Source organism: Streptomyces sp. NPDC002513, from assembly GCF_053595355.1.
In genome coordinates this window covers 85,486-105,594 of sequence record NZ_JBSFXK010000001.1, presented here as the reverse complement: position 1 = coordinate 105,594, position 20,109 = coordinate 85,486, and the positions used below count along the sequence as shown (strand labels likewise).

Annotated in this window: 18 protein-coding genes and 1 other RNA gene; 14 read left to right on the top strand and 5 right to left on the bottom strand. The window is 71.6% G+C overall.

The features are described 5' to 3' along the window. Positions 1 to 3 precede the first annotated feature (3 nt). Both eda and yaaA read right to left on the bottom strand, forming a co-directional pair. Positions 4 to 651 (bottom strand): bifunctional 4-hydroxy-2-oxoglutarate aldolase/2-dehydro-3-deoxy-phosphogluconate aldolase, encoded by a 648-nt coding sequence (gene eda / locus ACWD5Q_RS00520; protein ID WP_451424768.1) that lies wholly within the window; start codon positions 649 to 651, stop codon positions 4 to 6. Between the two features lie 75 nt (positions 652 to 726). Beyond that, on the bottom strand, positions 727 to 1,527 hold the full coding sequence (gene yaaA / locus ACWD5Q_RS00515) for a peroxide stress protein YaaA (RefSeq protein WP_451424767.1): 801 nt from the start codon (positions 1,525 to 1,527) through the stop codon (positions 727 to 729). Between the two features lie 225 nt (positions 1,528 to 1,752). On the opposite strand from yaaA, the gene ACWD5Q_RS00510 reads away from it, so the two are divergent. Continuing rightward, positions 1,753 to 2,331, top strand: a complete 579-nt coding sequence (locus tag ACWD5Q_RS00510; protein ID WP_451424766.1) for a Uma2 family endonuclease — start codon at positions 1,753 to 1,755, stop codon at positions 2,329 to 2,331. Positions 2,332 to 2,382: 51 nt separating this feature from the next. Further along, an RNA gene (gene rnpB, locus ACWD5Q_RS00505) (RNase P RNA component class A) lies at positions 2,383 to 2,787 on the top strand. A 356-nt stretch (positions 2,788 to 3,143) separates the two neighbouring features. Here rnpB and ACWD5Q_RS00500 read toward each other — a convergent pair. Both ACWD5Q_RS00500 and ACWD5Q_RS00495 read right to left on the bottom strand, forming a co-directional pair. After that, a complete protein-coding gene (locus ACWD5Q_RS00500) occupies positions 3,144 to 4,172 on the bottom strand; it encodes a methyltransferase (RefSeq protein WP_451424765.1) in 1,029 nt (342 codons plus the stop codon). Between the two features lie 106 nt (positions 4,173 to 4,278). Next, positions 4,279 to 5,103, bottom strand: a complete 825-nt coding sequence (locus ACWD5Q_RS00495) for an SAM-dependent methyltransferase (protein ID WP_451424764.1) — start codon at positions 5,101 to 5,103, stop codon at positions 4,279 to 4,281. Positions 5,104 to 6,176: 1,073 nt separating this feature from the next. Between ACWD5Q_RS00495 and ACWD5Q_RS00490 the strand changes: the two genes are divergently transcribed. From ACWD5Q_RS00490 to ACWD5Q_RS00480, 3 genes are all read left to right on the top strand, one after another. After that, on the top strand, positions 6,177 to 7,211 hold the full coding sequence (locus ACWD5Q_RS00490; RefSeq protein WP_451424763.1) for a methyltransferase: 1,035 nt from the start codon (positions 6,177 to 6,179) through the stop codon (positions 7,209 to 7,211). Between the two features lie 99 nt (positions 7,212 to 7,310). Next, positions 7,311 to 8,780 carry an FAD-binding oxidoreductase gene (locus tag ACWD5Q_RS00485; protein WP_451424762.1) on the top strand — a complete coding sequence of 490 codons (1,470 nt, stop codon included), beginning with the start codon at positions 7,311 to 7,313 and terminating at the stop codon, positions 8,778 to 8,780. A 78-nt stretch (positions 8,781 to 8,858) separates the two neighbouring features. Further along, entirely contained in the window at positions 8,859 to 11,663 is a 2,805-nt protein-coding gene (locus ACWD5Q_RS00480) for a LuxR C-terminal-related transcriptional regulator (RefSeq protein WP_451424761.1), read from the top strand. A 40-nt stretch (positions 11,664 to 11,703) separates the two neighbouring features. Here ACWD5Q_RS00480 and ACWD5Q_RS00475 read toward each other — a convergent pair whose 3' ends face one another. Next, the gene (locus ACWD5Q_RS00475; protein WP_451424760.1) at positions 11,704 to 12,216 is read right to left on the bottom strand and encodes a MarR family winged helix-turn-helix transcriptional regulator; all 513 of its coding nucleotides are present in this window, start codon (positions 12,214 to 12,216) and stop codon (positions 11,704 to 11,706) included. A 98-nt stretch (positions 12,217 to 12,314) separates the two neighbouring features. On the opposite strand from ACWD5Q_RS00475, the gene ACWD5Q_RS00470 reads away from it, so the two are divergent. From ACWD5Q_RS00470 to ACWD5Q_RS00430, 9 genes are all read left to right on the top strand, one after another. Beyond that, the gene (locus ACWD5Q_RS00470; RefSeq protein WP_451424759.1) at positions 12,315 to 12,980 is read left to right on the top strand and encodes an FMN-dependent NADH-azoreductase; all 666 of its coding nucleotides are present in this window, start codon (positions 12,315 to 12,317) and stop codon (positions 12,978 to 12,980) included. A 76-nt stretch (positions 12,981 to 13,056) separates the two neighbouring features. Further along, on the top strand, positions 13,057 to 13,845 hold the full coding sequence (locus ACWD5Q_RS00465; protein ID WP_451424758.1) for an SDR family NAD(P)-dependent oxidoreductase: 789 nt from the start codon (positions 13,057 to 13,059) through the stop codon (positions 13,843 to 13,845). A 256-nt stretch (positions 13,846 to 14,101) separates the two neighbouring features. Next, positions 14,102 to 14,785: a flavodoxin family protein gene (locus ACWD5Q_RS00460; protein ID WP_451424757.1), complete on the top strand. Its 684-nt coding sequence runs from the start codon at positions 14,102 to 14,104 to the stop codon at positions 14,783 to 14,785. 39 nt (positions 14,786 to 14,824) lie between these two features. Continuing rightward, positions 14,825 to 15,940 carry a Gfo/Idh/MocA family protein gene (locus tag ACWD5Q_RS00455; protein ID WP_451424756.1) on the top strand — a complete coding sequence of 372 codons (1,116 nt, stop codon included), beginning with the start codon at positions 14,825 to 14,827 and terminating at the stop codon, positions 15,938 to 15,940. Next, positions 15,937 to 16,281 carry an antibiotic biosynthesis monooxygenase family protein gene (locus tag ACWD5Q_RS00450; protein ID WP_451424755.1) on the top strand — a complete coding sequence of 115 codons (345 nt, stop codon included), beginning with the start codon at positions 15,937 to 15,939 and terminating at the stop codon, positions 16,279 to 16,281. The genes ACWD5Q_RS00455 and ACWD5Q_RS00450 overlap by 4 nt, the downstream gene beginning before the upstream one ends. After that, on the top strand, positions 16,278 to 17,498 hold the full coding sequence (locus ACWD5Q_RS00445; protein ID WP_451424754.1) for an FAD-dependent monooxygenase: 1,221 nt from the start codon (positions 16,278 to 16,280) through the stop codon (positions 17,496 to 17,498). The genes ACWD5Q_RS00450 and ACWD5Q_RS00445 overlap by 4 nt, the downstream gene beginning before the upstream one ends. Beyond that, complete coding sequence (locus tag ACWD5Q_RS00440) at positions 17,495 to 18,226, top strand: SchA/CurD-like domain-containing protein (RefSeq protein ID WP_451424753.1); 732 nt, start codon at positions 17,495 to 17,497, stop codon at positions 18,224 to 18,226. The genes ACWD5Q_RS00445 and ACWD5Q_RS00440 overlap by 4 nt, the downstream gene beginning before the upstream one ends. Continuing rightward, positions 18,223 to 19,104: an NAD(P)-dependent oxidoreductase gene (locus ACWD5Q_RS00435; protein WP_451424752.1), complete on the top strand. Its 882-nt coding sequence runs from the start codon at positions 18,223 to 18,225 to the stop codon at positions 19,102 to 19,104. Before ACWD5Q_RS00440 ends, ACWD5Q_RS00435 begins: the two co-directional genes overlap by 4 nt. Next, on the top strand, positions 19,101 to 20,105 hold the full coding sequence (locus ACWD5Q_RS00430; RefSeq protein WP_451424751.1) for an amidohydrolase family protein: 1,005 nt from the start codon (positions 19,101 to 19,103) through the stop codon (positions 20,103 to 20,105). Before ACWD5Q_RS00435 ends, ACWD5Q_RS00430 begins: the two co-directional genes overlap by 4 nt. The last annotated feature ends 4 nt before the right edge of the window (positions 20,106 to 20,109 follow it).

Genomic DNA, 20,109 nt, shown 5'->3' with positions numbered 1-20,109 from the left:
GCGTTATCCCCGCAGTGCCGCCGCCTCCCGCGCCAGCGTCTCGATCCGTCCCCAGTCCCGTGCCGCGACCGCGTCCTCCGGAACCATCCACGTTCCGCCCACACAGCCGACGTTGGGCAGCGCCAGGTAGTCCGGGGCGTTCACCGGGCCGATCCCGCCCGTCGGACAGAACCGCGCCTGGGGGAGCGGTCCGGCCAGCGACGTCAGATACGCCGTGCCGCCCGCGGCCTGCGCCGGGAAGAACTTCATCTCCGTGACGCCCCGTTCGAGGAGCGCGACGACCTCCGACGCCGTGGAGACACCCGGCAGGAACGGCACCCCGGACGCCTGCATCGCCGTCAGCAGCGTGTCCGTCCACCCCGGGCTGACGAGGAAGCGCGCGCCCGCCGCCACACAGTCGCCGACCTGCCCGGCCGTGAGGACCGTGCCCGCCCCCACCACCGCGTCCGGGACCTCGGCGGCGGCCGCCCGGATCGCCTCCAGCGCGGCCGGGGTCCGCAGCGTCACCTCGATCGCCGGGAGCCCGCCCGCCACGAGGGCGCGCGCCAGCGGTACGGCGTCGGCGGCGTCCGTCACCACGACCACGGGGACGACGGGCGCGATGTCGAGGACGGAGAGCGCGGACGGCGGCGAGGGCAGTGGTGAGGTCATGGCCTCATCCTGCCCAGGGACAGCAGTGTGCGCAAAGGTCGTTGCGCACACTGCAATGACTGATCGGACGGGGTCTCAGTGGATCTCGGTCACCACGACATCCAGCGCCCACGCCTTCCCCCTCCGGCCCGGCGCCTCGGCCTCCACCACGTACCCCAGGTCCCGCAGCGCCTCCACCAGCTCCGCAGGATTGCCCGGGCCGGCCCCCGCCGTCAGCAGGGCGCGGACGATCCGCCCCTTCGTCGCCTTGTTGAAGTGGCTGACGACCGACCTCTTCTCCACCCCGTCCACCATCCGGGAGTGCAGCACCCGCACGGTCGCCGTCCGTCCGGCGACCTCGCCCTTCGGCTTCCACGCGGCCGCGTAGGCGGAGGACCGCAGGTCGAGCACCAGCCCGTCGCCGGCCGCCTCCGGCAGGGCGGAGGCCATCGGCGTACGCCAGTACGCGCCGAGCGCGCCCAGGCCGGGCAGCTTCACCCCCATCGCGCAGCGGTACGAGGGAATGCGGTCCGTCACGCGGACCGCGCCCCACAGCCCGGAGAAGACGAGCAGGGACCCGGCCGCCCGTCGGCCGGCCGCCGCGTCCAGCGAGCCGAGAGCCAGGGCGTCGTAGAGCACACCGGTGTAGATCTCCCCGGCGGGCTGTGCCCCCGCCGTCCGCAGCCCGGCGTTCTTGGCGACCTCCCCGCGCAGGCCCTCGCCGATCCCCAGCACCTCGCGCGCCTTGTCCTCGTCCCCCGAGCACAGCTCCACCAGCTCACCGAGCACGGCCTCCCGCGCGGCGGTCAGGCCAGGCAGCGACAGCGACTCCAACTCCAGCGGGGCACCGCTCCCCGAGGGGGCCTTGCCTTCGGAGGGAGGCAGCAGGACGAGCACGAATTCTCCTCGGTACCGGACGGCGGGACTCGCGCCAGATTACGGGGTGCGGCGGGGGAGGAGCCTCCGTACCCGGGCTCCGTACCCGGGCTCCGGCGCGGCCCCGGTGGCTTCCCTGACGGGACCCGTGCCCGTGTGCCACGATCGAGGGAACGATTCCCGATCCCTTGGACAGGTGATCTCCGGATGTCCCAGTCTGGCGAGCGACCGAAGGAGGGGCGTGACATGACTGCCATGGCCCATGAGCCGCTCACGCCGGCGGAGGGCCTGCTGGAGATCTTCCAGACCCTCGACACCCCGGAGGGCTTCCGGGCCGAACTGATCGAGGGGGAGATCGTTGTGACGCCGCCGCCGGACGGAGACCACGAGGACTGCATCGAGCTGGTCGTGAACCAGGTGTACGGGAGGTCCCGCACTCCCATGCAGTTCTCCGGCAACAAGGGCCTGAAACTGACCAGCGGCGGCGGCTGCCCGAAGGACCACGTGATCCCCGACGGCACGTTCGCCCCCCGGGAACTGCGGATCTTCCGGGGCGCCGGCTCCTGGATGCCCTGTGACGGCGTGGCGATGGTCCTGGAGGTGACGTCCACCAGGCCCGGGATCGACCGCGAGGGCAAACGGCGCTGCTACGCCCGCGGCGGCATCCCGCTCTATCTGCTGATCGACCGGGACGCCTCCTCGGTCACCCTGTTCAGCGACCCGGAGCACGACGACTACCGCCAGCACTGCACGATTCCCTTCGGCAAGCCGCTCACGCTCCCGGAGCCCTTCGCCTTCGAGCTGGAGACTGCGGAGTTCTGCTGACCGCCGGACCGGGCGGTCGCGTGCGCCCGGTACCATGGTCGCTACGGCAGACGAGCCGGGCGGACGGCCGCGTGGAGGTTCTTGTGGACCTCCCCGAGGAACGTCCGGGCTCCACAGGGCAGGGTGATGGCTAACGGCCACCCGGGGTGACCCGCGGGACAGTGCCACAGAAAACAGACCGCCGGGGACCTCGGTCCTCGGTAAGGGTGAAACGGTGGTGTAAGAGACCACCAGTGCCCAGGGTGACCTGGGCAGCTAGGTAAACCCCACCCGGAGCAAGGTCAAAAGGGGCCGCTGTAAAAGGCGCCCTGCGCGGACGTCGGAGGGCTGCCCGCCCGAGTCCGCGGGTAGACCGCACGAGGCCGGCGGCAACGCCGGCCCTAGATGGATGGCCGTCACCGAGGGGCCCGCGAGGACCCCCCGGTACAGAACCCGGCGTACAGCCCGACTCGTCTGCCGCCTCGTATTTCCGCAGGTCAGATGCCATGTTTACTGGCCAAACAAACCCTCGGGGTCGAATCCGCCGTCTGTGGCAGGGCCGGGGCGAATGATGTGCGCGAAATCCTCTTCGAGGGGACCCGCCGCTCGAACTCGGCCTGCGGGAGCCTCCGGTGGAAGGCGGCGGTCTCGCGGCGGGTGATCTCGGCGGTGGAGATGCTGGAGGAAGCCGGTGGTGCGGACCACGGCGGCCTTGCCCGGTCGCCGGTGACGGCCCGGCGGTGGCGTCGCGGGCCGTCACGAAGGGGAGGGGAGGGGAGGGGAGGGGAGGGGAGCCGGAAATGTGCTGTCGCGCGTGCTGTCGTCCTGCCGTCCTACCGTGCGGTCGCCTCGATGACGCTGTGTCCGCGGGTTGTGGCCATGCCCGGGTCGTCCAGAACCCGCTGAATGGTGAATCCACCTGCTTCCAGGAGTTCCGCCCACTCGCTCTGCGTGCGTTCCCGGCCGCCGAGGACGACCAGCATGAGGAGGTCCGCCAACACGCTCAGGATGTCCCCCTCGGCAGGCCGCAGGATGCTCTCGACGAGCACGAGCCGTGCCTGTGCCGGCATGGCCGCCTGGACCTTGCGGAGGATCTTCAGCGCGTTCTCGTCGTTCCAGTCGTGCAGGACGCGCGACAGGATGTACACGTCACCGCCCGGCGCGACCGTGTCGAAGAAGCTCTGCCCGAGCAGCGTGCACCGGTCGGTCACACCGGCCCCGTCCAGGTGCTCCCCGGCCTGCTGCACGGTCTCGGGCAGATCCTGGAGCACCCCGCGCACCTCCGGGTGACGGGACAGGACCGAGGCCAGCAGCCGTCCGTCACCGCCGCCGACGTCGACCACCGTGCCGCATCCGTCGAACTCGTAGCGCTCCAGCGCGGCGATCGCGGCCGGCATGGTGGCGCCCATGGCGCGGTTGAAGACGCGCGCCTCGTCGGGGTGGGACGCGAGGAACTCGAAATAGTCCATTCCGAACGCCTCGTCGAAGGCGGGCCGCCCGGTCCTGACGGTGTGGATCACGTCCGCCCAGGCGCGGAACACCGCGCCGCTCTGCAGGAGCACACCCTCACGGAAGCCGTCGGGCGATCCGTCGGCGAGGACCTTCCCGGCGGGCCGCAGGCTGAAGGACTTGCCGGAATGCTCGGCCAGGACGCCGAGCGCGGTCAGCGCCCGGCAGAAGCGGTACAGGGCGTCCTCGTCGCTGTCGGTCGCCTTGGCGATCTCCCCGATTCCCATGGGCTCCTCGCCCAGCAGATCGGCGAGACCCAGATGAGCCGCGACATAGAGCGTCTGGCCTATCCACGGGCCCGACGAGTGGTACATCTTCCGAAGATCCGGTCCTGCGGGGGAATCGGTGGGCATGCTGTCCTCCGTCGGAGTCGACTGCTGCTGTCCTGTGCCCTGCGTCCTGATGCAGGCCTGTTCCGCCTCGTGGGCTGGTGCCTGCCCGTCCGGGGCCCCGGACGGATCAGGTGTCCTGCGCGGGGAGCTCGGCGACCACAAGGAGATAGCCGAGCTCCCACACCTCGATGAGGTCGGAGAGGCCGAGATCGTCGGCCAGTTCAGAGCCGAGCGTGTCGTCGATGTGCTCCCTGTCCCGGGCGATCCGCCGGGCAATGCCCTCGAGGGTCCGCCTCATCACCTGTTCGCTGATGTCGGACACCTCGACCAGGCGCAGCCCCGCCTCACGCACCAGGCGCGGATAGTCGTCGATCGTCACACGCGGGCCCATGACCCAGTTCTCGTAGAACTTCGCGACGGCACTCCGCTTCCGGTCCGGAATGGGGGCGCGTTCGAAGAAGTCCGTCAGTACGACCCGGCCGCCGGGCCGGATCACCCGTGCGATTTCCCGCAGTACCTGGACGCGGTCGGGCATGTGGATGATTGATTCCAGCGCCCAGACCGCGTCGAAGGAGTTCTCCTCGAAGGGGAGGGCCGCGGCATCGGCGTACTGGAACGACACCTGGTCCGCGACTCCCGCGGCGGACGCCCGGGCGGACGCCCGCTTCACCTGCTCGTGGCTGACGGTGATGCCGGTGACCTTGCTGCCGGTGGCGTTCGCGAGACGGATCGCCGGTGTTCCCATTCCGCACCCGACGTCGAGCACCGAGCCGCCCGGCGCGGGCCGAAGCCTCTCGATCATCAGTTCCGTGAACCGCTCTTCCGCGCGCTCAAGGGGCCAGGCATCCTCGGGCCGGTCCCAATAACCGAAATGCAGATTGTGATCCCCGCTGAAATTGTCTGACTCGAACCCCGCCATCTGGTCGTAGAGTTGCCCGACCTGATGCGTCAAGGAGGATGCTCCGTGAGGCATGTGCTTCTCCATTCCGTTTGCGCAGAATCGCAGCGTTCGAAATGTGACCGAAGAGCGGGTTCTCGGGTCGGGGCAGGACCTGGCGTGCGGATGGTGTGCCGGTGGCGAACATTAGCAACCCGTTTGTGTAGCGGGCAACAAAACTCCGGGAAATGGATTTGTTTCGGTGTTTGTTTCGGTGCTTCACGGATGACGGTTATTCGGCTGGATTCATTGTCGGCCAAGATCGCTTCGGTTGCCCCGCGGGGGGTTCCGTCGGGTGCGGGCTCGTCGGGAGGTGTGTGAACGGCGTCACATCCGCCCGGGGGTGCCTTTCGGCCTGGGGGTTCTCCTCCTTTCGCCTGGTGGATGGGGGTGTCGTCGGAGAGCCGGCGGCTTGTCGCTCGGTTGACGTGAAGGGCGTGGGTGTCGAAGTCCGGGGCGGGCTCAAGGCGCGGGGGGCGGTTTCGGCCATCTCCCGTGGGAAATGAGACATGGAGGTGGTGTCGAAAAGGGGTGGGGTGCTTGAATGGCTCCTGCCGATTGGGATCCAGTGCGGGGTGTATGCCCTGCTGTCGGGGTGGACGAGGCCTGCGGTCCAACAACGGGGGTATGTATCGGTGCTGTGTGCAGGCTTTTCAGGGGATTTTCGACCATGCACCGACGCGGGGCTGGAGAATGGCCCTCCGCTTGCCGGGCCGGGTGATCGATCCGGTCGGCTCCGATACAGCCCTGTACAGCGTGAGCGATTCCCGGTCATTACGACAGGTCGCTCGACGCCTCACCGGACAGTCGATCCGCCGGACGCGCGAGCAGCAACGCGCTCCGCGGTGAGCTGATCCGCCACCTTCCCGACCAGAGCCGCACCGAGGGCCGCGCAGCGCCCGCACCGGGTGTCGGCTCCTTCACTGCGGCGCACGGCCTCCCGCCCTTGCGGGGCAGGGCCGTCCGTATGCGGCGGATGCCTCTCCGTACCTCGGGCCGTCCGTTCCGCACGCCATCGCCGTCCCTTCCGGGCGGTCGTGATCAGAACGCGCAGTCGTGTCCAGAAGCCATGCTCGAGGAGGAACACTGTGGGTGCCGTAACGCCGTCCCAGAGCCCGGACTTGATGCAGCTCTACCACATGGGAGGCCCGTGGATCGGACAGACCTTCTACGTCGCCGCCGAGCTCGGTCTCGCCGACCACCTGGGGTCGCAGCCGATGCCGGTCTCGGAACTCGCGGCCCGCACCGACGCGAACGAGGAGGCGCTGCACCGCTTCTGCCGCGTCCTCGCCTCGCTGGGCGTGCTGGAGGCCCACCCCGATCGCAGCTTCTCGCTCACCGAGGCGGGCGCCATCCTGCGCAGCGACGCTCCCGGTGGCTTCCGCTACGGGGTCATGCTGCAGAGCGGCGCCTGCTTCCGTGCCTGGACGGAGGTGATGCACACCGTCCGCAGCGGTGAGCCGGCCTTCGACCGGGTGCACGGCGCCGCCTACTACGACTTCCTGGAAGCCAATCCCGCGGAGAACGAACTGTTCAACCGGGCCATGGGCGTCACCTCCCTGGCCCCGGCCGTCGCCGCCCTCGAGCGCTACGACTTCACCGGCATCAAGAGCGTGGTGGACGTCGGCGGGGGCGTCGGCACCCTGCTGGCGGCCGTGCTGCAGATGAACCCCGGCATGACGGGCGTCGTCCAGGACCTCGCGGCGGTCACCGCCGAAGCGCCCGCCCACATCGCGGAACAGGGGGTCCAGGACCGGGTCGAGGTGGTCAGCGGGAGCTTCTTCGACTCCGTCGTCCCCGGCGCGGACGCCTACGTGCTCTCCCGGGTGCTGCACAACTGGAGCGACGAGAACTGCCTGAAGATCCTCAGCCGGGTGCGGGAGGCGATGCCTCCGCACGCCAAGCTCATCGTCATTGACAGCGTTGTCCCCGAGGGCGGTGGCCTGCACCCCAGCATGCTCGCCGACCTCTTCATGATGGTGATCCTCGGCGGCAAGGAACGCACCGAGCAGGACTGGCGGCAACTGCTCGACGAGGCGGGCTTCCGCATGACCCGCGCGGTTCAGGCCGAGAACGCCGGCGACACCCTCGTCCACGCCCTCGTCGAGGCCATGCGCCGCTGACTTCGCGACTCATCCGCATCGATCACCCGAAACGAGGAACAGCACATGGTTTCCCGAAGAACTTTCATCCGCGCGGGGGCTACGGCGACGCTGGGGGCCGTGGGGGCGACGAGCGCGCTGCCCGCAGTCTTCGCCCAAGCGGCCGACGGACCCAACTGGGCACTGCTCCAGAAGCGTCTGAGTGGCACCCTGGTGCTGCCGGCGGACGCGGCGTACAGCACGGCGAAGCAGATCTCCTGGACCGAGTACGACTCCGTGCAGCCCGCGGCCATCGCCTACTGCCAGTCGGCCGCCGACGTCAGCGCCTGTCTGAGGTTCGCCCGGGCCAACGGGATCCCGGCGACCGCACGCAGCGGCGGACACGGTTTCCTGGGCTTCTCCCTCACCACCGGACTCGTCATCGACGTGTCCCGGCTCAACGGCGTCAGGGCCGACGGCAACATCGTGACGCTGGGCGGCGGAGCGCTTCAGATCGACACGATCAGCGGTCTGGCCGGCACGGGACTCGCCCTGCCCGGCGCGCTCTTTCCGACCGTGGGAGCGGGCGGCTTCATCCAGGGCGGCGGACTCGGCTGGCAGACCCGGTACCTCGGGATGGCCTCCGACACCCTCGAGTCCGCCTGTGTCGTGCTCGCCGACGGTACGGTGGTGACCGCCTCCGCCACCCAGAACTCCGACCTGTTCTGGGCGCTGCGCGGCGGTGGCGGCGGCAACTTCGGGGTCGTCACGTCCTACCGTATGACGGCGACCCCGGTGCCGACCCTCTCGCGCTTCAATTTCGGCTGGACCTGGGACCAGGCCGCGGACGTCCTGGAGGCATGGCAGCGGTGGGCCATCGCCTCGCCGCGCAGGCTCAGTTCGGGGCCGGTTCTCGCGCTCTTCGACGCCGCGCCCGGAGCCGTACCCGTGGTGGGTGTGGCCGGTGTCTGGCTCGGCGACCCCGCCGATCTGCCGCCGCTCCTGGACGCCCTCGTCGCGGAGGTCGGCCACGCCCCGGCGACGCGCACCGTGAACGACGACGCGTACACCGACGGAATGCGGGCCTGGTACAACTGCAACACCCTGACGGTGCCCCAGTGCCACCTCCAGGGCACCACGCCCGAGGGCCAGATCGGCCGCTTCGGATGGTCTCTCGACCGCAGTCGCCTCTTCAGCAACGCCATACCGGCCTCCGGTATCGACGCGCTGCTCACCGCCTTCGACGCCGACCGGGTCGCCGGCCACTCCCGGTTCATCCGCACCATCGTCCTCGGCGGCCGGGCGAACGACCTCGGCCGTACGGACACCGCCTACGTCCACCGGGACTCCGAGTTCATCGTCAGCGTCGCCACCGGCCTGTCCACGGGCACGCCGAGCGCGGTCGACCAGACGATCGCGCTCAACTGGGCCGGCGGCGTGTTCGACGTGATCAACCCGTATTCCAACGGGGAGAGTTACGTCAACTACCTGGACCGCGTGCTGCCCGACTGGGCGGACGCCTACTACAAGGAGAATTTGGGCCGGTTGCGGACGGTGAAGGCGCACTACGACCCGACGAACTTTTTCCGGTTCGCACAGAGCATCTCCTGACCCACCGCCGGTGACCGGCCCCGGCGGGCCGGTCACCGGCCACACCGAGCGAGGCAGCGAAACACGACCGGGGGAACCGTGCAGCAGATCTTGGTGGAACGCTGGTCCGAATTACTCGTTCTCGACCGCACCGCCGACGCCCTGTGCCGGGGCATCGGCGACCTGCTCCTCTTCGAGGGGGGCTGCGGCATCGGCCGTACGGCGCTGCTGCTGGAACTCGAACGGGCGGCGCGGGCACGGCAGTTGATCACGTGTAACGCGCGCTGCAGTTCCCTGGAGGCCGACCTGCCCTACGGGGTGATGCACCAGTTGCTGGAGCCGCACCTCGCCGCCCTCGCGGCCGGACCCACCAAGGCCGCGCGGCCGGTCGCCGATCTGCTTCGGGGCATGGACTCGGTCGGGCTCCCCACGACCGGTACGAGCGTGGTCCAGGTCCTGAACGGCATGCTCTGTGCCGTCCGCGGTCTGGCCGAACAGGCACCGGTGGTCCTGGCTGTCGATGACCTGAACTTCTGCGACGCCCCCTCCCTGCACGTCCTCGCCTATGTCGCCCGGCGCCTGAAAGGCTGGCCGGTCGCGATCGTGGGCACCCGCAGGCTCGGCGAGCCCATGGCCAAGCCACCTCTGCTGGCCGCCCTGCTCGAGGCCGGCGAGTGGACCGTGCTGCGCCCCGCCTCGCTGACCGCCGCGGGCACCGGGGAACTCATCGACGGCCTGCTCGGCCCGACGCCCGCCCCGCTCGCCGACGATCTGCACCGCCTGACGGCCGGAAACCCGATGCTGCTGAACACGATGCTCAGGGCCGTCGCCCCGATCCCTCTCGAACCGGTGGGAGGAGTCCTGTCCACCGCTGCGACCGAGGGACTCGTCGGCAACACGGTGCGGGCTCGGCTGGCCCATCTGCCCGCCGCCGTACCGCGTGTCGCCGAGACGGTCGCTCTGCTGGAGGGGGAGGTGAACGCCGCCGTCGTCGCCGAGGCCGCGGCCGTGCCGGAGAGCGACGCGGCGAACGCCCTCGCAGTGCTGGGCGGCATGGGCCTGCTGACCGACCTCGCCGTCCCTTCGTACGTCCAACCGGTGGTGGGCAGGGCGCTGCGGTGGCTGCCGGAGGCCGTCGTCCCGGACGAGGTGCACCGGAGGGCGGCCGAGGCCCTGCACCGGCGCGGTGCCGCCCCGTCCGACATCGTCCGGCATGTGCTGAGGACCGGGCCGATCGGAGCCGAATGGGTCCCCGAGGTGTTGCAGGCGGCGGCCGACGAGGCAGTGGCGGAGCGCAGTCCGGCGGAGGCACACGCGTTGCTGCGGCGTGCGCTCGACGAACCCTTGGCGGAGCCCGTCCACGACGAGCTCCAGGCGACGCTGGACTGCGTCGAACTGATCACGGATCCGCAGGGCCTCGTGCTCCGGCTGCGATCACGGCTGAACACGGTACAGACACCGCGCTGCAGGGTGAGTACGGTCCTCGCCTACGCGCAGGCCCTGATCCGCACCCACCGGATCGAGGAGGCGGCCGAGGTCCTCCAGGAGTGCCGTGAGGATCTTCAGGCGGTGCCGCCCTCCCGGTCCCGGGACGCCCTGCTGCGCCAACTGGACAGTGCGGAGGCGATGACGGCCCTGCTGGGTTCCTCCGGGGCGGCCGACACGGCCGATCTGCTCGTCAAACTCTCCGACGACGGCAGGGACGACGTCGTGCACTGGACCTCCCTGCAGGCGTTGCACGCGGCCATGGAAGGGCAGACCCCCGCCGCTGAGGTGGTGCACGCCCTGAAGTCCGCGCTCGCGAGCCAGCCGGCCACGGGCCGGTATCCGCAGCTGATGCCGTACACGGTCTTCACGCTGATGTGGGCCGACGAACCGGAACTCGTGGAGCAGTGGTGCGACGCGGCGCTGACCGGACAGCCGGGCGTCGGCGGTCTGTCGGCGACCGTCCTGGCGCTGGCTGTGCGAGCCGCCAGCCGACTGGAGGGAGGGCGGCTGCAGGCGGCCGAGCGCGCCGCCCGGCAGGCCCTGGACCTCCTCGGTGAGCAGGACAGCGCGGACCTGATCCACTCGCTCGTGCTCGCACCGCTGCTGAACGTCCTCACCGAGCTCGGCCGGACAGACGAGGCGTTCGCCCTGCTGGAGGCCCGCGGTTGTGCCGGAGCGTTGCCGGAGTTCTGGCCGCACACCCTGCTCCTCGCGGCCCGGGGCCGGCTGAAGGGAGCCGGCGGCGACATCGAGGGCGCCCTGGAGGACCTGCTGGAGAGCGGCCGGCGGATGGAGAGCTGGGGATCCGGCAACCCCGCCATATCCCGCTGGCGTTCGGAGGCCGCGTTCATGCGCAACCAACTGGGCGACGTCGAGGGCGCGCTCCGGCTGGTGGAGGCGGAACTGTGTGCGGCCCGCCGGTGGGGCACCCCGCGCGCGATCGGCGTGGCCCTGCGGGCCAAGGGCCTGATACTGGGGGACGAGGAAGGGGCGGCCGCGCTGACGGAGGCGGTGGAGGTGCTGCGCTCCGGGACGGCCCCGCTGGAGACGGCGTACGCGGAGGCAGGTCTCGGCATCATCCTGCGGCGCAGAAACAACCGGCGGGCGGCTCGCGAGACGCTGAGGCGCGCGCTGGCCCTCGCCCAGCGACTCGGCGCGGTGCAGCTGGCCGAGCGCGTCCACACCGAACTTCTTGCCGCGGGCGGGCTGCCCAGGCGCCCCGAACACTTCGGCGCCAAGGCGCTCACCGCGAGCGAGCACCGGGTGGCGCTGCTCGCCGCCGTCGGCCGGACCAATGGGGCGATCGCGCGCGAGCTGTACGTGACCCGGCGGACCGTCGAGACCCATCTGACCCGCGCCTACCGCAAACTCGGCATCCAGGGACGCTCCGAGCTCGCACGCGTACTGCGGGTGTGAGTGTGCGGGCCCGAGGTGCCGCACCGGCTCGGTGCGGCTCTCAGGTCTGGGGCGGTGCGCAGGCGTTGTCGGCCTGGCGGCCGTCCTCGATGCGGGCGACAGGCCCGCCGACGAGCCTGCGCAGGACGGCGCGCAGCTGCTCCTGGTCGGCTGTGTCCAGATCGTCGAGCAGGTTCTGCTCGATCGCCTCGATGTCGGCGCGCGCCGCGTCCAGGGCGCGTCGGCCGTCCTCGGTCGCCTCGATGATCCGGGCCCTGCGGTCGGACGGGTCGGGACGCCGACGGACCAGTCCGGCCGACTCCAGCTCGTCGAGGACCAGAACGAGTTTGCTCTTGTCGACGGAGACGGCCTGGGCCAGGGCGAGCTGGCTCCGGACGGGGGCTTCCGCGACGGCCATCAGCACGGTGTAGCCCCACAGAGTCATGCCGTGCCTGCCCACGACCGAAGCCTCCGCGGTGGCGAGCCCCTGCTTGAGCCGGGCGAACAGCCAGTGCAGATCACTGTGGAGCCGGCCGGTCGACGCCTGGTCGCCGACGGGAGTGGTGAGGGACATGCCAGCAGAATAGCAAAAGAGCGAAATCGTCTTGACTCGAGACTATCTTGGTTTAGTCTGGTCTCGACTTCAGATCATCTTGTCTGAAAGGGAATATTGTGGCGCATCTGCTGCACCTCGACGCCAGCGCCCGCAGTGACTCGTTCTCCAGGGAACTCGGCGCGGCCTTCGTGAAACGCTGGCGGGCCACGCATCCGGACGGCATCTACACCTACCGGGACCTGCTGGCGGATCCGGTGGCCCCCCTCGACGAGGCCCGGGTGAAGCTGGCCACCCAGTCCTCGTTGAACGGCGTGCGGGACCTCGCGGCCATGGACGAGGTGGCCGCCGCCCCCGAGCTCGTGGAGGCGTGGGCTGCCACCCGCCCCCTGATCGAGCAGCTCCTCGCGGCCGACGTCCTGCTCCTCGGGACGCCCATGTACAACTTCTCCGTCCCCGCGGCCCTCAAGACCTGGATCGACCGGGTGACCCTGCCCTGGCTCCCGCTGGCCGGGAAGTCCGTCGTCGTGCTCAGCGCGCGCGGCGGCGCCTACGGCCCGGGGACACCCCGTGAGCCCTTCGACTACCAGGAGCCCTACCTGCGTGCCTTCTTCAAGTCCCTCGGCATCGAGGACGTGGAGTTCGTGCACACGGAGCTGACCCACGCCCCGGTCATGCCCTTCCTGGAGCAGTTCCGCGACACCCACGAGGCCTCCCGGGCCGCCGCTCTGGAAGCGGTCGAGACGCTGGCAGCCCGTGTGCCGGCCGAGGCCCCGGCCGGCTGAACCGTTCCGCGGCGCGCTGAGGCCTGGCCCCGCCGCCGCAGGGACGCCTGTACACCACAAGAGAGGACACCCCACGATGGACACCGCGCTCAAGGACCGTGTGGTCCTGGTCACCGGCGCCTCGACCGGTATCGGCGCCGCGACCGCCCGCGCCTACGGGCAGGAGGGCGCCCGCGTCGCCATCACCTACCGCAGCAATCCGGAGAAGGCCGAGAAGGTCGTCTCCGAGATCGAGGCCGCCGGCGGCCAGGCCCTCGCGGTCCGGCTCGATCTGGAGGACCTGCCGACCGTCGAAGCGGCCGTGAACACGGTCGTCGAACGCTGGGGCGGGGTCGACGTGCTCGTCGCCAACGCCGTGCGCTGGGGCGGCGACGGCCCACCGGACCCGACCGTCCGCTTCGAGCACGTGTCGCTCGAGGAGTGGCAGGCCATGATCAGCGCCAACCTGATCGGTGCCGCCGCCCAGGTCCGGGCGGTCCTGCCGAGCATGCGCTCGCGCGGCTGGGGCCGGATCGTGCTGATCTCCTCCAGCGTCGCCGAGGAGGGCGTCCCCGGCCCCGGCCCGTACGGAACGGCCAAGTCGGGCCTCTACGGCCTCGCCCGCAGCCTCGCCTGGGAGGCCGGCCGTGACGGCATCCTGGTCAACGTCGTGGCCCCCGGCTTCACGCTGACCGACAGCCGGCCGCCCATCCCGAAGGCGATCACCGACGCGCTGGCCTCGGGCACGCCCACCCGCCGCCTCTCCGACGCCGACGACGTCGCCAGGCTCGTGCTGTTCCTCGGCTCGGGCGCCAACGGCAACCTCACCGGCGAGGTCGTCCGCGACGGCTCGTCCGCCGCGCGCGCTCCCCACGTCGGTCCCTGACGCCCTGTCACCCCTGACCGGGGTTCCGTCCGAGCCACTCGGACGGGACCCCGGTTTTGTCGTGTCCGGCGCGTACCGCGCCCCCTCCGCCGCCCGTCGGCGCCCCGCGCTGCACTGCGTGATGCGCCTGCGGCACGGGGTGACGGAGATTGTCACGGTACTGCTCTGACGCCCCCGCACGACCCCGCCCCGGACGATGGCTCATGAGGGCGGACGAGGAGCCGCCCCGGACAGCGGAGAGGAAGGGCAGCAGGACATGCAACCCCGAATCGCCATCGTCTACTTCAGCTCCAGCGGGGTCATCTCCCAGGTGGCTGAGCGTCTGGCGGAAGGGGCCGCGGCGCAGAACGCGGAGGTCCGCGTACGCGCCCTGGGCGCGCACGGGGAGCCCTCCGCGGCGGGCGCCAGCCGGTCCGGCGCCACACCGGTGGCCGACCGGCCCGCCGAACCGACCCTCGAAGACCTCGACTGGGCCGAGGGCCTGTTGATCGGCACGCCCACCTGGTTCGGCAACATCGCCGCCCCGCTCAAGGCGTTCCTGGACACCACGAGCCCCCTGGCGCTCCACGGCCGGCTGGCGGACAAACCCGTCACCGGCTTCACCAGCGCCTCGCTGCCCAACGGCGGCCAGGAAGCCGCGCTGCTCGCGCTCTACCACACGATGTTCCACTGGGGCTCGCTGATCGTGCCCACCGGCTACACCCACCCGGTGCTGCGCAGGATCGGCGGCAACCCCTACGGCCTGTCCATGACCGCCCCCGACTGCGGTGAGCTGACGCCCGACCAGATCGAGGCGGCCCATTTCGTCGGCGCCCGAATCACCCGCCTGGCCGGGCAGCACGGCCCCGCCGGCCTCCGCGGGATGAGCGACTTCTGGCCCGCCGACGTCTCCCCGCGCCCCGCCGGCACGCTCGCCGCCGCGGACTCCCGGCGCGGCTGAGCCACCGGCTCCCATCCATCTCCGAGGCGAGAGGCTTCGATGAACGCGAGAATACGAGTGGCCGTGGTCGGCGCGGGCTGGGCCGGCGGACTGCACCTGGAAGGCTTCCGGCGCGCGGGCGCCGAACCGGTGGGCGTCTTCAGCCGCACCCGCAGCCGGGCCGAGGACCTCGCCGCCCGGTACGACGTCCCGCTGGTCGCCGACAGCCTCGGCGAACTGCTGAGCCGGGCGCGGCCCGACGTGGTGTCCATCGCCTCGTTGCCGCCGGCCCACCACGAACAGGTCCTGGAGGCCGTCGACGCCGGCTGCCACGTCCTGTGCGACAAGCCAGTGGCCATGACGGCGGCCGAGGCCGAGGACATGCTCACCGCCGCCACGAAGAAGGGCGTCCAGCACGCTTCGGGCTTCATCTGGCGTGGCGACCCCGGGCTGACCCGGATGCGTGACCTCCTGCGCGCCGGGCAGGCCGGCCGGATCCGCGAGGTTCACAGCACCTGCGCCCTCGGCGGCCCCCTGATGGCGATGAACTGGATCTACGACGAGTCGGCGGGCGGCGGCGGCCTCATGCAGCACGGCACCCATGTCATCGACCGGTTGCGCTGGCTGCTCGACGCCGAGTTCACCTCGCTGTCCGGACGGCTCAACCGCGATGTGCGCACCGCACCCGTCGGTCCCGCCTTCCACAACACGCTCGACGCCTTCGCCTGGGCACGGGACAACCACGGGCGCGACCTGACGCAGGCGCCCCGGGCCGAGGTCACCGCGGACGTCGGCTACGACGTCCTCGCCGAGCTGAGCACCGGTGTACGGGTCCGGCTGTGGGAGTCCACCCACCTCACCGGCCCCGCCGAGGAGGAGGTGACCGTCATCGGCGACGAGGGCGCCCTGACCTGGGGCGGCGCCGACGGACTCACCTTCCGCGAGCACGGCGGCCCGACGCGGTCCCTCACCGTGGACGGCATGTCCGGTTCCGGCGCCACCACCCGCCACGAAGTGGGCCTGCGGCGGTGGGAACGGCTCACCACGGCCTTCCTCACCGCGGTCCGCACCGACACACCGCAGGACCACCCGACCCTCGAAGACGGCTGGCAGGTGGCGCGCATCGTCGACGCCGTCAAGCGCAGCCATTCGACCCGACGCTGGGAGGAAGTGTGAGCGAGCAGGCCCCCACGGTCGCGAGCGACCACCTGCGGGTGATGTTCTTCCTGACGGTCGAGGAGGAGGCGCAGAACCGTTTCCTCGCCGCCTACGACCGGATCTGCGCCGATGTGGCCGACGTACCGGGCCACCTCATGGACCAGGTGTGCCAGTCGACCGTCGACCCCAGGGAATGGGTGATCACCAGCGAGTGGCGCAGCGCCGAGCACTTCCTCGCCTGGGAGTCCGGCGAGGGGCACCGCGAACTGGCCATGCCGCTCGTCGCCGAGACCACCTCCCGCCGCTCGCTGCGCTTCACCGTGCGGCGTGAGACCCGGCAGAAGGCCGGGACCCGATGACCGCCCCCGACCGCGTTCTCGTCGCCGGTGCCGGCCTCGCCGGCCTCGCCACCGCCGTCGCGCTGCGCGCCGCGGGATTCCACGTGACCGTCTTCGAACGGGTGGGCGACGACCGCGGCTCCGCCGGCTCGGCGCTGGGGCTGCACCCGGCTGCCGTACTGGCCCTGCGCTCCCTCGGACTCGACACCCCCGTTGTCGAGAGCGGTGCGGAGGTGCACCGCTGGGAGATGCTGAGCTGGAGTGGCGAACGCATCAGCGGCTGGCCGCAGACCAAGGTCTCCGAGGCGTTCGGCGCACCGAGCATCACCGTCCCACGCGCCCGCCTGCACCACGCCCTGCGCTCCGCCCTCGACGACGGCGTGGTACGCCACTCGGCCGCCGTGGCCGGGTACCGCGAGACCGCCGACGGCGTCGATGTCCTGCTCGCCGACGGCACCCGCGAACGCGGCCGGCTGCTCATCGGCGCGGACGGACTCCACTCGGCCGTCCGCCGCCAGATGCACGGCGACACCCCGCCGCGCCCGGCCGGCTTCACCGCCTGGCGGGCCATCAGCGACACCACTCCCGAGGACCGCTCCGTGCCGACCGCCCGTCAGATACTCGGCACGGGCGCCACGTTCGGATACTGGCCGCTGTCGGAGGGACAGACCTACTGGGTGGCCACCCTCGCGGACGAGGAACAGCGCACGGCCGGACTCGGCGACCGCGTCGGCTCCGCGCCCCACACGCCTCAGGACCACGCCCTCCTCGCGGACGCCTTCCGCAAGGCACCGCCGCGGGCCGCCGAACTGATCGAGGCGACCGCGCCCGCCCAGGTCATCCGCACCCCGATCCTCGACCGTCCGCCGCTGGCGGGCTGGTCCACCGCCCGCACGCTGCTCATCGGCGACGCGGCCCACCCCATGGTGCCCACCACGGGCCAGGGCGGCGGACAGGCACTGCTGGACGCCGTCGCCGTCGCCGACGCGCTCCGCGGCGCCGACCTGCGCGATCACCACGGCATCGCCGCGCGCCTGCACAACGTCGAGGAGCAGCGCTTCGCCGTGGCCACCGGCGCCGCACAGGCCGCCTGGCACCTCGGCCGGCTGCACCACGAGACGGACCCCCAGCAGGTCGCCCTGCGTGACCGCCGGTTCCAGGACACCACCGAGGCCGAATGGCTCAGCCGACTGGGCGTGGGCCCGGCCTCCACCGCCCCCTCCAGGAGCGCCCGATGAACCGATACGCACTCACCTTCACCGTGAAACCGGGAAGCGAGCCCGAGGTCTCCCGCATCCTGTCCGGATACGGCCGTCCCGCCGCCGGACGCAGGCCCGGTGGCCCCCCGCTGCTGCGCCGCACCTCGGTGTTCCTCGCCGGGAACCGGGTGATCCGGATCATCGACCTCGACGGCAGGCTCGGCGACGCCATGGCCCACCTTGCCGAGCAGCCCCAGATCAAGGCGGTCGAGGCCGAGCTCGACCCGCACCTGGCGGAACCCCGCGACCTGTCCGGCGGTGACGGGATCCGCGCTTTCCTGCACCGCGCCCTGCTCCCCGTCGCCCATGACCGGCACACCGCCGAGCACCTGCTGCCCGCGAGTCCGGCCGAACACCCCGCCAACCGGGTCGCCCTGCTCTACCCGGCCCTGCCGGGCAGCGGCGCCGACCTCGCCGAACTCCTCGCCGGCACCCGGGTGCTGGGCTCTGACGCCCCGACCACGCTCGCCCGCACCACCATCTTCCGGCGCGGCGACATCGTCGTGCGCCTGGCGGAAGTGCACGGTGACACGGGCGAGGCCCTCGACCGTATCGCCCTCGGGGCCGTCCGCTCGGGCGGCGCCGACAAACTGGCCGCGCTGGTCACGGCGGGCGAGGACCTCCACGAGACCGACGGTTTCCGGGCCTTCCTGGAGCGGATCTCCGTGCCCATGCTCACGGACCGCCGGATCGGAGCGCCGGCATGACCACCACCGTGTCCGTGCTCGGCCTGGGCGTGATGGGCGGCGGCATCGCGCGCCGCCTCCTCGACCAGGGCGTTCCCCTGACCGTGTGGAACCGGTCCCCACAGCCCGCTCGGGCCCTCGCCGAACTCGGCGCGACCGTGGCGGGGACGCCCGCCGAGGCAGCGCGCCACGCCGATGTCATCCTCGTCTCCCTCGCGGACGGCGCGGCCACCGAACAGGTGCTGCTCGGCCCCGACGGCGCCCTCGCGAACGGACCCGTCGACGGCGTCCTGGCCTCGGCGAGCACCATCTCCCCGGACCTTCTGCGAGTCCTGCGCGAACGTACACCGGCCGTCCTCGACCTGGGACTGCTCGGCAACGGGAACCACGCGCGAGACGGTGAACTGCGCGTCTACGTCGGCGGCACGGACAAGGACCTGGCCATGGCCCGGAACGTCCTCGACCTCATCGCCAAGCAGGTCGTGCACGTGGGCGGCCCCGGCGACGGCATGCGGCTCAAGCTGCTCATGAACACGCTGATGGGGATCCAGGTGCAGGCCATGGCGGAAGCGGCCGCGCTCGGTGAGTCCGCCGGGCTCGACCGCCGGGCCGTCCTCGACGCCATCACCGCCGGCGGATTCGCCACCCCGGTCATGGGCTTCAAGGCCCGCAGGCTCATGGCTGACCGCTACGACAAGCCGGACTTCCGGCTCCGCCTCATGGCCAAGGACCTCGGCCTCGCCGTGGCCGAAGCCGACCGGACCGGCCTCAGCCTGCCCCTCGTCCAGACCGCCCTGGCCACCCACGAGGAGTCCGTGCGACGCGGCGACGGGGACCTCGACTGCGCCGCCGTCGCACGCGCCATCACCGAGCCGCACGGGAAGGGAGCGGGCGCGTGACCATCGACGTGCACGGGCACCTCAGCCCACCGGAGTCCATGCGACGCTTCCCCATGCCGCGCTCGCTCGGCGATGCCGAGGCGATGATCGAGACCAAGCTCGCCGCCGGGGTCGACCTCACGGTCATCGGCAGCCCGGTCGGAGCCGGTGCCATGGTCCCCCTGCCGGGCGTGGACAACTACGCGCAGACGGAGGAGGAACTCGCCCGCTTCCACGACTGGATGGGCGGCCTGGTCGCCCGTCATCCGCGCCACCTGCGGGCGTACGTCTATGTGAACCCGTTCGGCGGCGAGGCCCACCTCGCGGCCGCCCGTGACCGGCTGGCACAGGACGAGTTCGTCGGCCTCATCGCCAACACCAGCGTCGCGGGCCGTCACCTCGACCATCCCGACGCCGCCGACTTCTTCGCCCTCGCAGCCGAGACCGAGGCGCCCGTCCTGTTGCATGCCCCGGCCGCGCCCGCAGCCGGCACCGGACTCACGGACCTGATGGCGGTGGAGCAGCTCGGCCGGTTCGCCGACGTCACCATCGGGCTCGCCTGCTGCCTCCTGGGCGGCTGGCTGGAGCGTCACCCAGGTCTGCGGCTCATCGGCCAGGGAGCGGGCGGAGCGCTCGCCCTGCTCGTGGAGAAGCTGGACCGGAGCTGGTCACCGGAGCACTGGCAGCGCGGCGGCCCCGGCCCCGCGGCCGTATCGGGCGCCGGTCGGGGACCCGCGAGGCCCCGGCTGCCCCGGCCGCCCAGCAGCTACCTGAGCCGCGTGTGGGTGGACACCGCCACCCCGAGCCCGGCCGCGGTGGAACTGGCCCTGCGCGTCTTCGGCCCGGACAAGGTCCTGTACGGCAGCGACTCCCCGCCCCTGCCCGGCCCGTCGATCGGCGACGGCCTCCGGCTCATCGAGCAGCTCGACATCCCCGAGGCACACCGCCGGGCCGTGTGCGAGGACAACGCCCGAGCGCTCTTCAAGGCCGGCCTGCCGAGCTCTGTCCCGGCCGGCGCCTGACGGC

Excerpts from the sequence above, each read along its gene's own strand:
- eda (WP_451424768.1), bottom strand. The coding sequence starts at position 651 with ATGACCTCACCACTGCCCTCGCCGCCGTCCGCGCTCTCCGTCCTCGAC.
- ACWD5Q_RS00510 (WP_451424766.1), top strand. The coding sequence starts at position 1,753 with ATGACTGCCATGGCCCATGAGCCGCTCACGCCGGCGGAGGGCCTGCTG.
- ACWD5Q_RS00500 (WP_451424765.1), bottom strand. The coding sequence starts at position 4,172 with ATGCCCACCGATTCCCCCGCAGGACCGGATCTTCGGAAGATGTACCAC.
- ACWD5Q_RS00475 (WP_451424760.1), bottom strand. The coding sequence starts at position 12,216 with ATGTCCCTCACCACTCCCGTCGGCGACCAGGCGTCGACCGGCCGGCTC.
- ACWD5Q_RS00465 (WP_451424758.1), top strand. The coding sequence starts at position 13,057 with ATGGACACCGCGCTCAAGGACCGTGTGGTCCTGGTCACCGGCGCCTCG.
- ACWD5Q_RS00460 (WP_451424757.1), top strand. The coding sequence starts at position 14,102 with ATGCAACCCCGAATCGCCATCGTCTACTTCAGCTCCAGCGGGGTCATC.
- ACWD5Q_RS00455 (WP_451424756.1), top strand. The coding sequence starts at position 14,825 with ATGAACGCGAGAATACGAGTGGCCGTGGTCGGCGCGGGCTGGGCCGGC.
- ACWD5Q_RS00445 (WP_451424754.1), top strand. The coding sequence starts at position 16,278 with ATGACCGCCCCCGACCGCGTTCTCGTCGCCGGTGCCGGCCTCGCCGGC.
- ACWD5Q_RS00440 (WP_451424753.1), top strand. The coding sequence starts at position 17,495 with ATGAACCGATACGCACTCACCTTCACCGTGAAACCGGGAAGCGAGCCC.
- ACWD5Q_RS00435 (WP_451424752.1), top strand. The coding sequence starts at position 18,223 with ATGACCACCACCGTGTCCGTGCTCGGCCTGGGCGTGATGGGCGGCGGC.